At 64.2% G+C, this 18,096-nt stretch carries 15 protein-coding genes; 6 read left to right on the top strand and 9 right to left on the bottom strand.

The genetic code is table 11. The annotated features are described in order from the left end of the window. Positions 1-105 precede the first annotated feature (105 nt). The 4 genes from QQF40_RS06130 to phoR all read left to right on the top strand — a co-directional run bounded on the left by QQF40_RS06130 (position 106) and on the right by phoR (position 3,915). Complete coding sequence (locus QQF40_RS06130; protein WP_352230719.1) at positions 106-714, top strand: chorismate--pyruvate lyase family protein; 609 nt, start codon at positions 106-108, stop codon at positions 712-714. A 67-nt stretch (positions 715-781) separates the two neighbouring features. Continuing rightward, positions 782-1,672 carry a 4-hydroxybenzoate octaprenyltransferase gene (gene ubiA / locus QQF40_RS06125; RefSeq protein WP_175088885.1) on the top strand — a complete coding sequence of 297 codons (891 nt, stop codon included), beginning with the start codon at positions 782-784 and terminating at the stop codon, positions 1,670-1,672. A gap of 223 nt (positions 1,673-1,895) precedes the next feature. After that, positions 1,896-2,585, top strand: coding sequence for a phosphate regulon transcriptional regulator PhoB (gene phoB / locus QQF40_RS06120; protein ID WP_043331741.1), 690 nt, complete (start codon positions 1,896-1,898; stop codon positions 2,583-2,585). A gap of 7 nt (positions 2,586-2,592) precedes the next feature. After that, on the top strand, positions 2,593-3,915 hold the full coding sequence (phoR, locus tag QQF40_RS06115) for a phosphate regulon sensor histidine kinase PhoR (RefSeq protein WP_285460708.1): 1,323 nt from the start codon (positions 2,593-2,595) through the stop codon (positions 3,913-3,915). A 184-nt stretch (positions 3,916-4,099) separates the two neighbouring features. Here the strand turns inward: phoR and cysZ are convergent, their stop codons facing one another. The 6 genes from cysZ to QQF40_RS06085 form a co-directional block, all read right to left on the bottom strand. Further along, positions 4,100-4,828, bottom strand: coding sequence for a sulfate transporter CysZ (cysZ, locus tag QQF40_RS06110; RefSeq protein WP_285460707.1), 729 nt, complete (start codon positions 4,826-4,828; stop codon positions 4,100-4,102). Between the two features lie 211 nt (positions 4,829-5,039). Continuing rightward, a complete protein-coding gene (gene phoU, locus QQF40_RS06105; protein WP_043331737.1) occupies positions 5,040-5,765 on the bottom strand; it encodes a phosphate signaling complex protein PhoU in 726 nt (241 codons plus the stop codon). A gap of 219 nt (positions 5,766-5,984) precedes the next feature. Then, entirely contained in the window at positions 5,985-6,830 is an 846-nt protein-coding gene (pstB, locus tag QQF40_RS06100) for a phosphate ABC transporter ATP-binding protein PstB (RefSeq protein ID WP_084589238.1), read from the bottom strand. Beyond that, positions 6,827-8,623 (bottom strand): phosphate ABC transporter permease PstA, encoded by a 1,797-nt coding sequence (gene pstA, locus QQF40_RS06095; RefSeq protein WP_285460706.1) that lies wholly within the window; start codon positions 8,621-8,623, stop codon positions 6,827-6,829. The genes pstB and pstA overlap by 4 nt, the downstream gene beginning before the upstream one ends. After that, a complete protein-coding gene (locus QQF40_RS06090; protein ID WP_285460705.1) occupies positions 8,620-10,881 on the bottom strand; it encodes an ABC transporter permease subunit in 2,262 nt (753 codons plus the stop codon). The genes pstA and QQF40_RS06090 overlap by 4 nt, the downstream gene beginning before the upstream one ends. Before the next feature lie 131 nt (positions 10,882-11,012). Next, positions 11,013-12,023 carry a PstS family phosphate ABC transporter substrate-binding protein gene (locus QQF40_RS06085; protein WP_175088890.1) on the bottom strand — a complete coding sequence of 337 codons (1,011 nt, stop codon included), beginning with the start codon at positions 12,021-12,023 and terminating at the stop codon, positions 11,013-11,015. A gap of 549 nt (positions 12,024-12,572) precedes the next feature. Between QQF40_RS06085 and QQF40_RS06080 the strand changes: the two genes are divergently transcribed. Continuing rightward, positions 12,573-13,007 (top strand): acyl-CoA thioesterase, encoded by a 435-nt coding sequence (locus QQF40_RS06080; RefSeq protein ID WP_175088891.1) that lies wholly within the window; start codon positions 12,573-12,575, stop codon positions 13,005-13,007. Positions 13,008-13,133: 126 nt separating this feature from the next. Here the strand turns inward: QQF40_RS06080 and QQF40_RS06075 are convergent, their stop codons facing one another. From QQF40_RS06075 to hexR, 3 genes are all read right to left on the bottom strand, one after another. Beyond that, a complete protein-coding gene (locus QQF40_RS06075; RefSeq protein WP_175088892.1) occupies positions 13,134-14,234 on the bottom strand; it encodes a TRAP transporter substrate-binding protein in 1,101 nt (366 codons plus the stop codon). Positions 14,235-14,429: 195 nt separating this feature from the next. Beyond that, a complete protein-coding gene (uvrD, locus tag QQF40_RS06070; protein WP_175088893.1) occupies positions 14,430-16,652 on the bottom strand; it encodes a DNA helicase II in 2,223 nt (740 codons plus the stop codon). 173 nt (positions 16,653-16,825) lie between these two features. Further along, positions 16,826-17,692, bottom strand: a complete 867-nt coding sequence (hexR, locus tag QQF40_RS06065; RefSeq protein ID WP_043331730.1) for a transcriptional regulator HexR — start codon at positions 17,690-17,692, stop codon at positions 16,826-16,828. 166 nt (positions 17,693-17,858) lie between these two features. Here hexR and QQF40_RS06060 point away from each other — a divergent pair, with 166 nt between their 5' ends. Further along, positions 17,859-18,083: a PA3496 family putative envelope integrity protein gene (locus QQF40_RS06060; protein WP_043331728.1), complete on the top strand. Its 225-nt coding sequence runs from the start codon at positions 17,859-17,861 to the stop codon at positions 18,081-18,083. Positions 18,084-18,096 lie beyond the last annotated feature (13 nt).

Raw genomic sequence — 18,096 nt, 5'->3', positions numbered from 1 at the left:
ACCGTGGTCCGATGCCCAGCAGGCGAGCCTCATCGCGCAGCGCTCACGCCACAGACCTCCACCTGTGAGGCACCTCATTCGTCAGCCGAGAACCCGTACCAACCTGTGCTTCGCTGGCCTTCGCCCACGCGCGCCGTACCCACGGCTTCGGCGGCGGTGCGCCGTCATTGGCAGCCGGCTGCCGCGCTGCAGGGTGTCATGCCGGCCGGCTGGTGGGCGTGGCTCTCCTCGACGGACTCGCTGACACAGCGCCTTGCCAGCGCCATGCAGCAGCAGGATGAACGCGCAGGTCAGCCCATCCAGGGCCTGCGCGTGCGCCTGCTGCTTCAGGACACCGGCCCCGCGCGGCTTGATGAAGCACGCCTGCTGGGCATCGGCCCACGCCGGCATGTCTGGCGACGCGAAGTGGCGCTCTGTCATGGCGATACGCCATGGGTGATCGCACGCTCGCTGGCGGCGCTGGACCTGGCCCACGGTCATCGCCTCTCGACGCTGGGCGAGCGCTCGCTGGGCCATTGGCTGTTTCGCCAGCCCGACCTGATACGCAGCGCCATCGATATCAGCCGCGCCCCGCTGGTGCTTTCGAGCTCCAGGCCGCTGGCCCGCACCACCAGCCTGTGGATGCGCCGCTCGATGTTCTCGCATGGTCGCTTCAAGGTGCTGGTGCAGGAGGGCTTCACGCCAGCCTTCCAGCACGCGCTGCAACTGGCCTGAGCCGTGCGGCCGACTGGCCTCGTTTCCCTCTCTTCCCTTGCCCACTACCACCCGCCCAGGAGCCCCGATGACCGCGTCATCCACTTCCGCCGCTTCGCGTCCTTCCAGACTGGCCGACTACCTCGCCCTGACACGGCTGGACCGCCCCATCGGCACCTGGCTGCTGATGTGGCCGACCCTATGGGCACTGTGGCTGGCGGCAGATGGCATCCCCGAGCGCACGACCCTGCTGATCTTCATCGCCGGGGTCTACCTGATGCGCGCCGCCGGCTGCGTGATCAACGACTACGCCGATCGGCATTGGGACAAGCATGTCGAGCGCACGCGTGACCGACCGCTGACCTCGGGCCGCATCTCGGAGCGCGAGGCGCTGACACTGTTCGGGGGGCTGGTCGCGGCCGCCTTCGTGCTGGTGTGCTTCACCAACCTGACCACGGTGCTGCTGTCGATCGTCGCCGTGCTGTTGGCAGCCAGCTACCCATTCATGAAGCGCTTCCATCATCTGCCCCAGGTAGTGCTGGGCGCCGCCTTCGGCTGGGCGATTCCGATGGCCTTCGCCGCGACGCTGGAGGAGGTGCCGACCTACGGCTGGTGGCTGTTCGCGGCCAACCTGATGTGGACGGTGGCCTACGACACCGCCTATGCGATGGTCGATCGCAACGACGACCTCAAGGTGGGCATCAAGTCCACCGCCGTGCTGTTCGGGCGTGCCGACAAGCTGATGATCGGCCTGTTGCAGCTGGGCATGCTGGTGGTGTTGATCGGCATCGGCCTGCAGCTGGCGCTGGGCATCTTCTACTGGCTGGGGCTGGCTGCCGCCGCCGTCACCTTCGTCTGGCAGCAACGTCTGATCCGTGAGCGTGAGCGTGCGCCCTGCTTCCAGGCGTTCCTCAACAATCATTGGACGGGGCTGCTGATCTTCGCCGGTATCGCCCTGGCGACCTGGCCGATGAGCTGACTCCTGCATAAATATTCGCATTATTTAATTTAAAGCTATCCCTGCCCCCGGTTGCTCCCCAGCCCACGATTCATGCCTGCCTGCCGCGCCTCCAAGGCGGCTGGCAGGCTTGCGTGCAAGCTGCCATGCTGGCAGTTGTCATCTGGTTGTCATATAAGCGGGTTGTAATCGTCATCGACTTGTCATTCTGGCGCGTGCGCCGACTGCTGCATGGGATCTAGCGATGAGCTCCAAGACCGTACTGATTGTCGACGATGAATCCTCGATTCGCGAGATGATCGCCGTCGCCCTCGAAATGGCGGATTACCGCGTGCTGGAGGCAGACAATGCCCAGGACGCCCACGCCATCGTCGTCGATGAAAAGCCCGATCTGCTGTTGCTGGACTGGATGATGCCGGGCACCAGTGGCCTGGAGCTCGCGCGGCGTCTCAAGCGAGACGAGACCACCTCGGAACTGCCGATCATCCTGTTGACCGCCAAGGGCGAGGAAGACAACAAGATTCAAGGCCTGGAAGCCGGTGCCGACGACTACATCACCAAGCCCTTCTCGCCACGCGAGCTGGTCGCCCGTCTCAAGGCCGTGCTGCGTCGCACCACCCCCAAGGGGGTCGAGGAGGCAGTGGAAGTCGAAGGCTTGATGCTCGACCCGGCCAGCCACCGCGTCACCGCCCACGGCAACTCACTGGATGTCGGCCCGACCGAATATCGCCTGCTGCAGTTCTTCATGACGCATCAGGAGCGTGCCTACACCCGCAGCCAGCTACTCGACCAGGTATGGGGGGGTAACGTCTATGTCGAGGAGCGCACCGTGGACGTGCACATCCGCCGCCTGCGCAAGGCGCTGGGCACAGGCCATCAGCATCTGATCCAGACCGTCCGTGGCACCGGTTACCGCTTCAGCGCTCAGGCCTGAGGGATTCATGCGCTATTGGACCAACGAGCTATGGCGCCTCGGCTACCTTGCCGGTGGCTTCGGCCTGATCGGTGGCCTGCTGGGCCATCTGGGCTGGGGCCTGGCGCTGGGTCTGGCGCTGTATCTGTTCGTCCATCTCAAGCACTTGAAGAGCCTCTATACCTGGCTGATCACCAATCCCCATGAAGAGCCACCGCCCGGCGATGGTGTGTGGGGAGACCTGCTCGATCGTCTCTACCGCTATCAGAAGGGCCAGCGTCAGACTCAGGAGCGACTGCGCAGCATCCTCAACCGTATCCAGGAATCCTCCGAGGCCATGCGCGACGGCCTGGTGATGCTGGACAACCACGGTGACATGGAATGGTGGAACAGCGCTGCCGAGCAGCTGGTCGGTCTCAAGGCCAGCCACGACCGCGGCCAGCACATCACCAACTATCTGCGTGACCCCGCCTTCATCGACTACTTCAATCGGCTGGCCTACCGCGAGCCGCTGACGCTGCAGTCGCCGCTGTCTGACAACCTGACGCTGCAGATTTCCATCACCCTGTTCGGTGACAACGAACGTCTGGTCATGCTGCGTGACGTCACCCGCCTCTATCGCCTGGAAGAGATGCGCCGCGACTTCGTGGCCAATGTCTCCCATGAACTGCGCACGCCGCTGACGGTACTGGCCGGCTATCTCGAGACCTACTCCGATTACGCCGATGACCTGCCACCGCGCTGGCAGCGTGGGCTGGGCCAGATGAAGAGCCAGACCGACCGCATGCAGCACCTGGTCGAGGACCTGCTGACCCTGTCACGCCTGGAAACCGACGAGCTGTCCGACAACGGCCGCTGCATCGACATGAGTGCCCTGCTCGGCCATATCCGCGACGACGCCGAAGGCCTGTCCCAGGGACGCCACACCTTCTCCATCGAGGCCGATGCCAGCCTGTCACTACGCGGTGAGGAGCAGGAACTGCGCAGCGCGATCTCGAATCTGGTCTTCAATGCGGTGCGCTACACTCCCGAAGACTGCCATATCACCCTGCGCTGGAAGGCGGATGACCAGGGCCTGCTGGTCGAGGTGGAAGATGACGGGGATGGCATCGACCCGGTCCACCTGCCGCGTCTGACCGAGCGCTTCTACCGCATCGACAAGGGCCGCAGCACCGCCACGGGAGGCACCGGTCTGGGGCTTGCCATCGTCAAGCATGTGCTGATTCGCCATCAGGGCCATCTGGAGATCGACAGCCACCCCGGCGAGGGTGCGCGCTTCCGCTGTCACTTCCCCGACGAGCGCGCTTGTCAGGCGAGCGCTCCCCGGACCAGCAGTGCGCTAGCCCAGTGATGTGCTGACTCCGTGATGTGCTGAGCCGGAGGCCAGCCCAACGCAGAACGCCCCGCAGCCACCTCGAAAGGAGGCGACTGCGGGGCGTTTCTTTTGGTCCGCCAGACGACGCTGCGGCTACCTCAACGACAAGCCAGTACAGCGATGAACCAGTACAGCGATGAACCAGCTGCGACAGGCTGTCTCAACGACGCGGCGCCGGCAACTGACGGTAGTGGCTCTGCCACATCAGTACCGCCCCGGCGACAGCGCCCGGTATGAACAGCAGATTGGCCAGCGGCACCAGCGTCATGACGAACACCGCGGCGCCGAAGGTCAGTGAGGGCCACCAGCGCGCCTTGAGGCGCTGCTTCATGTCACCGAAGCTGACCTGATGGTTGTCCATCGGGTAGTCGAGGTACTGGATCGACATGCTCCAGGCCGAGAACAGCCCCCACAACAGCGGCGAGAGCAGGTTCAGACCCGGGATGAAACCGATGATGAACAGCGCGATCATGCGCGGGATGAAATAGCCCAGCTTGGCCATTTCACGTCCCAGCGAGTCGACGCCGATCTTCACCAGCCCACGGTCATCGTCAATCAGTGTGCCATCCAGGCGATGCTCGACCTTCTCGGCCAGAATGCCGTAGAAGGGCGCGGCGATCAGGTTGGTCACCAGGCTGAAGGTGAAGAACACCACCAGCAACAGACTCACCACCAGCAGCGGCCAGATCAACCAGCTGAGCCAGTCCAGCCAGGCCGGCACCTTGAGCATCCAGTAATCGATCCAGCCACCGAACTGGTTGAACAACACCCACAGCGTGATGCTGTAGAGCACCAGGTTGATCGCCAGCGGTACGAATACGAAGCGGCGCAGCCCCGGGGTATAGACCATACGGGTCCCGCGGACCAGCGCCGATACGGCATCAATCATGCGACGTCCTCGTCATCTCAAAAGAACCGGCCAGCCAGCAGACTGACCGGAGCCACACCCTAGCACTCCCGCCTGCGCAGCGCAGCTGTCGGCCGCATGAGACTGCTCGCGCTCCCATGACGCAATCGCCCCGCGGCCTGCCGATGGGCAGGTGCGGGGCGAAGCATCGTGCAGAAGTCTGCGGGCGTTGCGTCACACCCGGGAGTTCAGCTCACTTCTTGTCCAGGTCCTGCGGCTTCAGGTCATGGGTGTCGGTATGACGCACGTCCACGCCCTTGACCAGGAAGATGACGTACTCGGCCAGGTTGTCGGCGTGGTCACCGATACGCTCCAGCGCACGCAGAATCCACATCACATTGAGCACCGGCGTGATCTGGCGCGCGTCTTCCATCATGAAGGTCATCAGCGAGCGCATGGCACTTTGATATTCCAGATCCACCGAGGCATCTTCACGCAGTACCTTGAGGGCAAGGTCGGTATCGAAGCGCGCAAAGGCCGTCAGGGAGTCACGCACCATGCTGCGCACGTGCTGGCTGAGGTGTCGCACCTCGACCATGCCGCGCGGGCTCTGGCCGTTCTCGACCAGCGAGATGGCGTTGCGTGCGATCTTGCTCGATTCATCACCGATACGCTCGAGATCGGAGGTGGCGCGGATGACGGCCAGCACCAGACGCAGGTCGGAGGCCGCCGGCTGACGGCGGGCCAGCACCCGGGTGCACTCGTCATCGATCTTGAGCTGCATGTCGTTGACAGCCTTGTCGTTGTCGCGCACCCGTGTGGCGGTCTCACTGTCGCCTTCCAGCAATGCCGTGACGGCATCCTGCAGCTGCTTCTCTACCAGTCCGCCCATGGCCAGCAGGTGTGTCTTCAGTGCATCCAGCTCGTGATTGAACTGCTCTGAGATATGCTTGCCGTGCGAATCGCTGGTGATATCCATTTCCCTCTCCCGGAAAGTCGCCCACCGAGTCAGGGGGCGTGACATGAATGACGTGACAAGTATGGCCCACTGCTGACTGACACAGCGGGCTCCCCCTCAGCATGCCGACACTTGATTGCAGTTATGTTTCACCCATCACTCAAAGGCGCTATCTGGCCTACATCGTCAGCAATATCAGGGCGAAAAGGCTACCTGGCTGCACGTTCGCGCATGAGCGCGCTAACCGAAACGCCCCGTGATGTAGTCTTCGGTCTGGCGGCGGCGCGGGTTGGTGAACAGCTGATCGGTCGGGGCGAATTCCACCAGGCGGCCCTCATGCAGGAAGGCGGTATCGTCCGAGACCCGCGCGGCCTGCTGCATGTTGTGCGTGACGATGATCAGCGTCAGGCGTGAGCGCAGCGAACGGATCAGCTCCTCGATCTTGAGCGTCGAGATGGGGTCCAGCGCCGAGGCCGGCTCATCCAGCAGCAGCACCTCCGGCTCGACCGCCAGTGTCCGCGCGATCACCAGCCGCTGTTGCTGGCCACCCGAGAGCCCCAGCGCGCTGTCGTGCAGGCGATCCTTCACCTCTTCCCAGAGTGCCGCGGAGCGCAGACAGGATTCGACCTTGTCATCGAGGTGGCGCTTGTCATTCTCGCCGACCAGCCGCAGCCCGAAGGCCACGTTCTCGTAGACCGACATCGGAAAGGGGTTGGGTGTCTGGAAGACCATGCCGATCCGGCGGCGCAGCATCGGCACGTCCACGCCGCGCGCATGGATGTCCTCGCCCTCGAGCAATACCTTGCCGGAAAGACGTGACTGTTCGTCGAGATCGGTCATGCGATTGAAGGTACGCAACAGGCTCGACTTGCCGCAGCCGGAAGGGCCGATGAAGGCCGTCACGCGCTTGCGTGCGATCTGCAGGCTGACATCCTCCAGTGCGCGTCGCGTCTGGTTCTCCTTGCCGACACGCGCCTGATAATCGAGGCTCAGGTGGCGGGTTTCCAGGCAGATGTCCTCAGCTGGCCGCGCAGGCGTCTCCTGAAGAAACAACTGGGGCTTGGGCTGTTCAGAGTCACGCCTCATTCGGTGGCTCCCTTGTAACGTTGTGCCAGCATGTGACGCAGGCGAATGGCACTCAGATTGAGGCATAGAATCACGACTACCAGCACCAGCGCGGTCGCATAGACCAGCGGCCGACTGCTGAAGGCGTCGCTGCTCTGGAAGGCCAGATCATAGACCTGATGCCCCAGATGCATGAATTTCCGGTCCAGATGCAGCCACGGGAAGCTGTCATCCAGCGGCAGGTCCGGGGCCAGCTTGACCACCCCGACCAGCATCAGCGGCGCGACTTCACCCGCCGCACGCGCCACGGCAAGAATCAGCCCCGTCATCAGCGCCGGCGAGGCGGCCGGAATCACCACGCGCTTGAGCGTTTCCAGGCGGGTCGCTCCCAGCGCCAGCGCGCCTTCGCGCAGACGACGCGGCACGCGCGCCAGCCCCTCTTCCGTGGCGACGATCACCACCGGCAAGGTCAGCAGAGCCAGCGTCAGCGAGGCCCACAGAATGCCGCCGGTCCCGAAGGTCGGCGTCGGCAGCCGCTCGGAATAGAACAGCTCATCGATCCCGGCCCCCAGTCCATAGACGAAGAAGCCGAGACCGAACACGCCGTAGACGATGGAGGGTACCCCGGCCAGATTGCGCAGCGCGATGCGCGTCAGGCGCGTCAGGCGCCCCTGATGGGCCACCTCGTGCAGATAGAGCGCCGCCATCACGCCGAAGGGCATCACCATGATCGACATCAGCACCACCATCAGCACGGTGCCGAAGATGGCGGGCCAGACGCCACCGAAGCCCTCGGTGGAGGCACCGGCCACGAAGTCGCGAAAACGCTGGAACGTCATCATCAGCCGGCCGCTGAAGCCCATCGCATTGGGCTGCCAGGCATTGCGGATATCATCGAGCGCGATGCGGCCTTCGTAGCCGCCATTGCCGCCCAGCAGCAACTGTCCGCCCGCCAGGGCATCACGCAGGGCACTCAGCTGACCTTCACGCTCGATGAAGGCGCTGCGCACCTCTTCCAACTCCTCCTGTATCTCCCGCTCGAGCTCAGCGTCCTCTTGAGTCCGCGTCGCGTCACCGTCGGCAGTGGCCCTGCGCCGGGATGCCAGAGACTGCTGCAGCGCCTGATAGCGACTGCTCAAGGCTTCACTGTCCAGGCGCAGCGCCTGCAGCTGGCGGCGCTCGCTCTCGATCATCTTCAGGCGGGCAAACAGTGGCTCGGTGTCTTCGGCCAAGGGCCGGGCAGGCCCGTCGCCAACATCGGGCGTGTGGTCCATCTCCCCTGTCATCGGGTCACTCAGCGCCCGTGGCATGCCGTAGAGAGTACGGCCGTCGCGCATTTCCAGCATCAGCGCCTGGCGGGGGAAGGTCATCCTGTCGAGCAGCGTCTCCGGCAGCCACTGCCAGCTGGCCGCGGCCCCGTCACGCGAGGATGTCTGCAGCAACCACCATTGCTGGCGAGCGTCGTCCCCCTCGCCCGAGGCGACACGGCGCATCTCCTCGTGCATCAGCTCGCCGAGCAGATGGCGATTGTCGGCCGCCGGCTCTCCGCGCGTGGTGGTCAGGGCCGTGGGACTTTCCCCCGGCTGCGCCGTCAGCTCCACCTCGACCAGCCGGGAGGGCCAGAAGTGACTGAAGGAGCCCACCACCAGCAGGCTGAGCAGGCCCAGCACCAGCACCAGCGAGACACTGACCGCCATGGCGTTCAGCCAGCCCCACGGGCCGCCATCACGCCAGTATCGCTGAAGGCGTCCGACCAGCGGCTCACGTGGGCGCAGCAGTGAGGAGCTGGCGCGATTCGTGTCAGGGCGTCTCATCCCCAGCTCCCCTGATTGGGCGGCGTGAAGCGCTGTCGCAGCACTTCCGCCAGCGTATTGACCACGAAGGTGAAGACGAACAATGCCAGGGCAGCGAGGAACAGCAAGCGGTAGTGACTGCTGCCGACCTCGGCCTCCGGCAGCTCGATGGCCAGGGTCGCGGCCAGTGAGCGCAGGCCCTCGAACAGGCTGGCATCCACCAGCGGCGTATTGCCGGCCACCATCAGCACGATCATCGTCTCACCGACAGCGCGCCCCATGCCGATCATCATCGCCGAGAACAGCCCGACCGCAGCGGCTGGCAGGATGACGCGGCGCAGGCTCTGCCATGGCGTCGCGCCCAGCGCCGCAGAGCCGGCGGCCAGGCCACGCGGCACCGACGAGAGGGCATCCTCGCTGAGCGTGAACAGGGTCGGCATCACCGCCAGCCCCAACGCCATGCCGGTCACCAGGGTATTGCGCTGGGCATAATCGATGCCGTAGTGGCTGAACAGCCATTGACGGAGGTCGCCGTCGAACCACCACTGCTCGACCTGGCCGGCGATGGTCACATCCAGCCACAGCAGCACGAACAGCAGTGGCAACAGCCCGAAGGCCGCCATGTTTTCCGGCAGCAGGTTGCGCCATGCGCGCGGCGCCAGGGTCCACAGGAAGCCGGCCGCCATGGTGCCCAGCGGAATCAGGACCAGTCCCAGCAACACCGCCATCAGCTCACGCTCGACAAAGGGCGCGACCACCAGAGCGGCGATGAAGCCGATCACCACGGTCGGCAGTGCCTCCATCATCTCCAGCAGCGGCTTGATGCGGGAACGCTGGCGCGGCGCCATGAAGCAGGCGACATGGATGGCACAGCCGAGCCCCAACGGCACGGCAAACAGCAGCCCGGCCAGCGCCGCCTTGAGCGTGCCCCACATGATGGGCACCAGCGACAGACGGGGTTCGTGGGTGCCGGTGCTCTCCAGCTGCCAGATCCACTCCGGCGCAGCGCGTCCCTCATACCAGACCTTGCCAAAGATGGCGTCGAGCCCGACGGCCTGATGCGGGTCATGTATCGCAAGCCCGGCATAGGCCTTGCCGAGCGCCCCCAGCGGCGCGTCCTGAGCGAGCTGACCGGGCAACCTTGCCTCCCGGACCGCCGATGCCAGCAAGCGGTGGTCATCATTGTCGAACTCCAGCGCCACGCCTGTCGCGACCCGGGAGGCATCCAGCCAGTCCAGCACCTGACGGCGACGCTCGCTGGTGGCCAGATAGAGGCCAAGGCGGCCGTTGGCGTCCAGCGCGGCAAAGCCGAGGCTGTGATGGGCGGCAGCCATCGTCACCACCGGCGCCGACAGGCCACTGTCAAAGACGCCGGCCTTGACCAGCGGCTGCGCGTGCGCCGGCAACAGGTAATGGGTCAGGCCGCCTGCCGCGTCCCCGACGATCAGGCTTCTGCCGCCACGCAGGACGCTGAGCGCGGTGATCGCCGGCGATGACGCGGAGGCAGAAGAGCTCACAGCGTGATGTGCCAGCTTGCGTGCCAGCGGCCCGGTCCCGCTGGAGGCCTCGCTCAGTTGCCACTGGGTGAAGCCATCGCGGTCAGCGGTGACCAGCAGACGCCCCTGCTGCGAAGACAGTCTGGCCGTGCCCGGCAACCACTGCTGCTGCCACTCGGAGTGCCGGGGCTGACTTGCCGCATCGCCATCCAGCGCGCCTGCGGTGGCGTGCGACGCCGACAGCGTCAGGCGTGCCAGCCACAGGCCATCGCCATCCTCGAACGGAATACGCAGCCACAGCTGGTCGCGACTGAGCACCAGGCTTGCCTGGCGGCGCTCAAGTCCTGCGGGAACCTCGATGGCACTGCCGCGCAGGCGAATGCCCGCGGCGGACTGCTGTACCACCTGCAGACGATCATCCGCGAGCCAGACACCCGCCAGCGGCGAGGTGCGCAAGTCCGCCGTCGAATCATCACTGGCCAGCACGGGAGGCAGCCCGTCACGCGCGAATAGCCGCATGCCAGGCAAGGCGCTCAGCCAATCAGGGTCGCTCAGCCAGTCAAGGTCGGTCTGAGCGGCAGGCATCTGCTGGTCGATCGCCTGCTGTTCGAGCGGCTTGACGCTGGCGGGCTTGAGCAGCGGCCACGACACGCTGACCAGATAGGCCAGCATCACGACGACGATGACCATCACGCCCAATCCGGCCGCTGTCAGCCACAGACTGGCAAGACGGTCATGCCGCAGACGACGACGCTGCATTCGGGAGGCATCAACTGCCGACATGAAATATCACCACGAAAGGATTCGCGCCCGGGAGTGTCGACTCCGCAGACGCATGAAGCAGGTATGGCACCGAGATTATGTCCAGGTGATGACAGAAAGATGACAAAGGCGAATCAGAGGGCATCAACATCCTAGAGCCCCAGTTGCTGACGCCAGTGCAACAGCTGCTTTTCCGGCAATGGCACATAGCCACCACGCAGGATGGCCTGCTGGCCCTGACGCGACATGATCAATGACAGGAAGGCCTGTTCCAGCGCCGGGAGCGGCTCGTCCGGCACGCGATTGACGTAGATGTACAGCGCACGGGTCAGCGGATAGCGGCCGTCGCGAATGCTGGCCCGGCTCGGGAAGACAGCGTGGCCACCCGCCTCACGGCTGACGGATAGCTGCTTCACCAGCGGCGAAGAGGTGCTGAAGCTGGCATAGCCGATGCCATTGGGCGAGGAGCCCACCGCACCGATGATGGAGGCCGAGCCCGGCTGTTCGCTGACATCGAGACGGAAATCGCCATCGCACAGCGCGATTCGGCGAAAGGCGCCGTAGGTGCCCGAGGTGGCACTGCGCCCGAAGCGAGTGAGCTGGCGGTCATCCCACTCATCGCTCAGCCCGAGCTGGCCCCAGCGACTGGCCGCCTGGCCACCACAGTTGTGCGTGGCGGAGAAGATGGCATCCAGCTGCGCGATGCTGATCTCCTCCAGCGGATTGCTGCGATGCACGATGATGCCCATCGCATCCAGTGCCACGGGCACCCCCAGCGGCGGATAGCCGAATTCACGCGTGAAGTCCTGACGCTCCTGGTCACTCATCGGGCGCGACATCAGGCCGATGCGAGTGGTGCCGGCGATCAATGCCGGTGGCGCCGTCGAGGAGCCCGCGGCCTGCAGCTGCACGCGCACCCCCGGATGATAGCGGCGCAGCTGGGCAGCCCAGCGCGTCACCAGCACCGACAGGGTATCGGAGCCCACCGCCGTCAGGTTGCCCACTACCCCGGACACCGGGCGATATTCGGGCACCTTGTCGGCCAGCGCCGGAGCCGAGAGCGTCGAGAGCCCCAGCAGGCAGGCAAGCGACATCAGTCGCAGCGACGGTGGGCTTGAGCGCAGACGAGGCGCACCTGCGGAGGGCACATAAGAGGAAGGCACGGATGACCCGCGAAGCGAAGCGAACACGGCGCGAAAGCCTGTACGGACAAGCGTCCCGACGGAAACTGACATGGCGACTTCCCACCAGAGAATGAACGAGATGACGATGCGACACGGAGCTGGCCACTGCTTGCCATGCCCGTGGTGACGGGCATGCGACGGTAGCTCAGGATGGCCCATGTAGCATGACGAAACACTGCGAGTATCCGCCATTGCTGCGTTGAGGAACGATACTCCATGCTGCAGCGCAAAAAAAATTTCCTGACAGTCCCTTGTCAGTGAGGACAGTGCTTTGTCCGCCAGAGTAGGATACAGGAGATGATGAAGCCGCTGCGGCTCATCCGCCATGGCCTGCGTCGCGCTGCTGCCACCGATGGCACCCGATGACGTCCTTCGGCCATTGCCGAAGCCTCCTTTGCAAGGCAGCGCCCTGCGCAAGGAAGTGCCCCAGGCAAGGAAGCGCACTGCGCCAAAAGACGCACCTTTTTCAGATGGAAGGGTGCAGAAATGAAATGGCCATTTTATAACAACAAGATAGCGAGTCATGACATGCAAGCTCTGGATGATATCCCGACGCCGAACGGCACACTGACGCTCAAATTGATCGCCCAGCGCCAGGACACCAATCTCTATGGCGACATCAGCGGCGGCTGGCTGATGCACCGCATGGACGAGGCCTGTGAGCTGGCCGCCGGGCGCGTCGCCCACGGGCGCACTGCCACCGTAGCCGTCGAGGGTCTCGATTTCCTGTCGCCGGTGCGTATCGGCTCGGTGGTCAATATCTTCACTCAGGTGGCAGAGGTCGGGCGCAGTTCGATCAGACTCTCCGTCGAGGTCTGGATCCGCCCGCCGCAGGAGCGCAATCAACATGCGCTGACCAAGGTGACCGAAGCCTGCTACGTGATGGTGGCACTCGATGACAATGGCCGCATCCGTGCCGTACCGGAGCAGGCCAGCACCGCCATCACCGGGGAGCAGGACTGAGCCAAGCGCCTCGCCCCTCTTCTTGTCAGCCACACGCCAAGAAAAAGCCGCCCTCAGGGGCGGCTTTTTCGTCAACAGTCAGTCACGCAGTCAGACAGTCCGTCAGGTAGCCCGAAAGAGACTCGCTCAGGCTTCGCCCAGCACTCGTCCACGCGCATCCAGATAGGCCTGCTCGCCGATACGTGACCAGGGCGCGACCTGCTGCTGGAAGGCGCGATAGGACTCATAGACGCGCCTGGCGTCCTCGTCCTTGGCGATGAACTCGTCCAGCACCTCGTTGGAGGCATCGAACAGCGCCGCATAGACGTCCTGGGGGAATTCACGCAGTTCCACACCGTGTTCCTCGACCAGCGAGGTCAGCGCGGTAGCGTTGCGCAGCGCGAACTCATCCACCATGGCGTGATTGGCGATTCTGGCCGCCTGGATCACCACCTGCTGCAGATCTTCCGGCAATGCCTGCCAGGCCTCGAGATTGACGGTGCCTTCGAGGATGGCGGAAGGCTCGTTCCAGGCCGGTGAGTAGTAATACTTGGCCACCTGATGCAGGCCGAAGGCCAGATCATTGTAGGGGCCGACCCAGTCGGTGGCATCGATCACGCCGGTTTCCATCGCGGTGAAGATCTCGCTGCCCGGCAGATTGACCGCGCTGGCGCCGATGCGATTCATCACTTCGCCCGCCAGCCCCGGCAGGCGGATCTTCAGGCCCTTCATGTCCTCGAGACTGTTCACTTCCTTGTTGAACCAGCCAGCCATCTGGGTGCCGGTGTTGCCCACCGCCAGCGGCTTGAGGTTGTGGCGCGAGTAGATCTCGTCCCACAGCTTCATGCCATCGCCGTGATACAGCCAGGCGTTGGTCTCGGTGGTGTTCATGCCGAAGGGCACGGCGGTGAAGAACTGGGCCGCAGGGACCTTGCCCTTCCAGTAGTAGGAGGCCGAGTGGCCCATCTGGGCAGTGCCGGAGGACACGGCATCGAAGACTTCCAGCGCCGGCACCATCTCGCCGGCGCCATAGACCTTGACCTGCAGGCGACCACCGGAGAGCTGACCGATCAGGCTGGCGAACTCATTGGCACCGGTGCCCAGTGCCGGGAAGTTCTTCGGCCAGGAGGTGACCATCTTCCAGTGGATGGTCTCGCCCTCGGAGGCATTGGCGGTGGACACGAAAGGCGCGGCGGCGAGACCGGCAGCACCGGCCCCCAGAGCAGAGAGAAAACGGCGGCGTTGCATGGGACTTTCCTTGTTCGAGTTGTGGGCAATGCATGACACGGCATCAAGACAGCAGATTGTCTGCCACTATGCCGCGACCCATGGATGGCCCACAACTGCACCAAGGCCGTAATGGCGCACGAATACCGCGCCCCCTGCGCCACTCTTCACCTCTTGCCAGCGCCTCGTATCAGCGCCTGCTATCAGGACTTGCTGTCAGCTCAGCACTTCCAGCTTGGCAAAGCCCAGCACCAGCCACTTGTCGCCTTCGCCCTCGAAGCTGATCTGCACGCGCGCGCGCTCACCCTGGCCTTCGGCATTGATGACCACGCCTTCCCCGAACAGCGGATGGCGCACCAGGCTGCCGAGCGAGAGTGCCGGCATGTCGCCATTGGCCTCGACACTCTCCTGACGCGGACCGGATGGACGGCGATTCGGCGTGGCGCGCTGGGTCGAGACCGGACGCGAGACCTGACCACGCAGACGCACCTCTTCCAGCAGCTCTTCCGGCAGCTCACGCAGGAAGCGCGACGGCCGCTGGAAAGTCTCCTTGCCGTGCATGCGCCGCAGCTCGGCGTAGGTCAGGTAGAGGCGCTGCATGGCGCGGGTGACACCGACATAACACAGGCGACGCTCTTCCTCGAGACGCCCCGGCTCTTCCAGCGACATCTTGTGCGGGAACAGTCCCTCCTCGACCCCGGCGACGAATACCACCGGGAATTCGAGTCCCTTGGCGGAGTGCAGCGTCATCATCTGCACGCATTCCTCGCCTTCGGCGGCTTCATGGTCGCCGGCATCCAGTGCGGCTTCGGCGAGGAAGGGTTCCAGCGCCTCGGCCCCTTCGCTGGGGGCTTCCGGGTCCATGCGCTCGCCCTGACTGAAGGCACGGCAGGCATTGACCAGCTCCGAGAGGTTCTCGAGGCGTGCCTGGCCCTTCTCGCCCTTCTCGGCGGCGTGATGCTCACGCAGGCCGGTGGCGTGGATGACGTGCTCGACCAGCTCATGCAGCGCCATGCCGGCGGTGTCGTTGTCGAGGCCATCGATGATGTCGGCGAAGGCTCGCACGGCAGTCGCGGCGCGTCCCTTGAGGGCGCCATCGGAGACCGCATCGCTCATCGCCTGCCACATGGTCAGGTTGCCGTAGCGTGCGCGCTCGCGCAGCTGCTCGACGGTGCGCATGCCGATGCCACGCGCCGGCACGTTGATCACGCGCTCCAGGGCGGCATCGTCCTCGCGGTTGTTCATCAGGCGCAGATAGGCGAGCGCGTTCTTGATCTCGAGACGCTCGTAGAAGCGCTGGCCGCCATAGATGCGATAGGGCATGCCCTGGCGGATCAGCGTCTCCTCCAGCACGCGTGACTGGGCATTGGAGCGATACAGGATCGCGATCTCGTCGCGGCTGTAGCCATGCTCATTGACCAGCTCACGGATGGTATCGGCGATATAACGCGACTCGTCGATATCATTGAAGCCGGCATAGACACGAATGCGCTCGCCACGACCGCTATCGGTCCACAGCTCCTTGCCCATGCGCCCGCCGTTGTGGCTGATCAGAGCGTTGGCGGCCTCCAGAATGGCGCTGGAGGAGCGGTAGTTCTGCTCCAGACGCACCACGCGGGTGTTGGCGAACTCCTCGGTGAAGCGCTGGATGTTCTCGACCCGCGCGCCACGCCAGCCGTAGATGGACTGGTCATCATCGCCGACCACGGTCATGCACTCGCGATCACCGGCCAACAGCTTCAGCCAGGCGTACTGCAGGGTGTTGGTATCCTGGAACTCGTCGACCAACAGGTGGGCGAAGCGCTCGCGGTAATGCGCCAGCAGATGCGGCGTATCACGCAGCAGTTCCAGCGAGCGCAGCAGCAGCTCACCGAAATCGACCAGGCCGCCGCGTTCACAGGCGAGCTGATAGAGCTCATACATCTCGACCATCTTGCCCATGTAGGCATCGCCATGGGTCTGCACCTGATGGGCGCGCAGACCTTCCTCCTTGCAGCCGGCGATGAAGTACTGGACCTGCTTGGGCGGCCAGCGCTCATCATCGACGTTGTGCTCCTTGAGCAGCCGTTTGACCATGCGCAGCTGGTCATCGCTGTCGATGATCTGGAAGTGCTCGGGCAGGCGCGCCTCCTGCCAATGGGTGCGCAGCAGACGGTGACTGATTGAGTGGAAGGTACCGACCCACATGTGGCGCAGGCTGCTGCCATTGAGCGCCTCGAGACGCGTGCGCATCTCCCGCGAGGCCTTGTTGGTGAAGGTCACCGACAGGATGGCGTAGGGCGAGAACTGATATTGGTCCATCAACCAGGCGATGCGGTGAACCAGCACGCGGGTCTTGCCGGAACCGGCCCCCGCCAGTACCAGCATGTTGCCCGGCGGCGCGGACACGGCCTCACGCTGATGCGTGTTGAGGTGATCGAGGAGGGGCGATTCGGTCATGCAGGGCTCACCACAGGGCAGAGGAGTCGAGGAGCGGAGCAGCGTGAGATTCGCTGCCCCTGTTCAGGCATCCACCTTATCACAGCGGCCTGCCCTGCTCTTCCCCGCGCCGGCCTTCCTTGCACATACGTGCCTTGCACTTGCCTTCAAGGCAGAGGATGCCCAAGTGATGCTCAGTGGGTATCGAAGTCGTGGTCGTCGATGCGCAGAGTGGCGAGGCTCTTCTTGACTGCCTCCAGCTGCTCCTTGAGCTTGGGGCCACGCGCCTTGGCGACACCGACCGCCAGCGTATCGACGATTACCAGGTGCGCGATACGCGAGCTCATCGGGGTGTAGATCTCGGTGTCTTCGTGCACATCGATGTGCAGCGGCAGCGTGACTTCATCCGCCAGTGGCGAACCACTCGGGCACAGCCCGATGACGGTCGCGCCGGCGTCACGCGCCAGCCGCACGCTGGCGATCAGTGCCTTGGTGCGGCCGGTCTGGGAGATGGCCACCACCACGTCACGCGGCCCCAGCGTCACCGCTGACATGTTCTGCATGTGCGGGTCGGTGTAGGCGGCAGTGGAGATCTGCAGGCGGAAGAACTTGTGCTGGGCATCGTGAGCCACGGCGCCCGAGGCGCCATAGCCGTAGAACTCGACCCGGCTGGCGGAGGCCAGCGAGTGGATGGCACGCGCGACGGCTTCGGCATCCAGGCGGTCACGCACCGACAGCAGGGTACCGATGGTGGAATCGAACAGCGAGTGCGAGAACTCGGCCACGCTGTCGGAATCATTCATGGAGAACTGGGCGAACTGGGTGCCGGTGGCGAGGCGTTGCGCCAGCTGCAGCTTGAAATCCTGGAAGCCGGCAAAGCCCATTGCCCGACAGAAACGCACGACCGTCGGCTCACTGACCGATGACTCGCTGGCCAGATCGACGATCCGCATGTGAATCACTTCCTCCGGATGGCGAAGGACATAGCGTGCGACCTTTTGTTCAGAGCGGCGGAAATTCTCCATCCGGCTCCTCAGGTCGTCGAAGATGGCATGGCTCACGGCACACTCCTTGCAGACTTCATGGGCATGCCTGAGCTTACGTCATCCCCCCGGGGGTGTCGCCTGCACAGGCAGGCTATAGTCACAATTTTGTCAAGTGAGCTATAGTAAAACGGTGTGGCGCCAGTGAAAGCCCACATCCTTTGGATGCCATGGAGGTCGAATCATGCGTAATTCAGAGCAGGTAGATACGCTCAAGAAAGAGCTTCTCGATATTTTCATGACTCTCGGTGCCGACGAACATCAGGCCCGCAAGAAACAAAGCGCAGTCCGCCATCTCCGCGCCCGTCGTGGAATAGAATTGCACAACGAAATCAAGCGCCTAAGCGAGGATTTAAGCGACATCGAAGTGCTGGAAATGGATACTGAAAGCGATATCGACACCCACTGATTCCAGGCGGGGA

Source organism: Cobetia sp. LC6 (genome assembly GCF_030264805.1).
Taxonomy (GTDB): domain Bacteria; phylum Pseudomonadota; class Gammaproteobacteria; order Pseudomonadales; family Halomonadaceae; genus Cobetia.
Note: the sequence above shows the minus strand (reverse complement) of the source record. Positions and strands in the feature narration are given on the sequence as shown.

Coding starts and splice junctions, on each gene's coding strand:
- ubiA (WP_175088885.1), top strand. CDS start 782: ATGACCGCGTCATCCACTTCCGCCGCTTCGCGTCCTTCCAGACTGGCC.
- phoB (WP_043331741.1), top strand. CDS start 1,896: ATGAGCTCCAAGACCGTACTGATTGTCGACGATGAATCCTCGATTCGC.
- phoR (WP_285460708.1), top strand. CDS start 2,593: ATGCGCTATTGGACCAACGAGCTATGGCGCCTCGGCTACCTTGCCGGT.
- cysZ (WP_285460707.1), bottom strand. CDS start 4,828: ATGATTGATGCCGTATCGGCGCTGGTCCGCGGGACCCGTATGGTCTAT.
- phoU (WP_043331737.1), bottom strand. CDS start 5,765: ATGGATATCACCAGCGATTCGCACGGCAAGCATATCTCAGAGCAGTTC.
- pstB (WP_084589238.1), bottom strand. CDS start 6,830: ATGAGGCGTGACTCTGAACAGCCCAAGCCCCAGTTGTTTCTTCAGGAG.
- pstA (WP_285460706.1), bottom strand. CDS start 8,623: ATGAGACGCCCTGACACGAATCGCGCCAGCTCCTCACTGCTGCGCCCA.
- QQF40_RS06090 (WP_285460705.1), bottom strand. CDS start 10,881: ATGTCGGCAGTTGATGCCTCCCGAATGCAGCGTCGTCGTCTGCGGCAT.
- QQF40_RS06080 (WP_175088891.1), top strand. CDS start 12,573: ATGCAAGCTCTGGATGATATCCCGACGCCGAACGGCACACTGACGCTC.
- QQF40_RS06075 (WP_175088892.1), bottom strand. CDS start 14,234: ATGCAACGCCGCCGTTTTCTCTCTGCTCTGGGGGCCGGTGCTGCCGGT.
- uvrD (WP_175088893.1), bottom strand. CDS start 16,652: ATGACCGAATCGCCCCTCCTCGATCACCTCAACACGCATCAGCGTGAG.
- QQF40_RS06060 (WP_043331728.1), top strand. CDS start 17,859: ATGCGTAATTCAGAGCAGGTAGATACGCTCAAGAAAGAGCTTCTCGAT.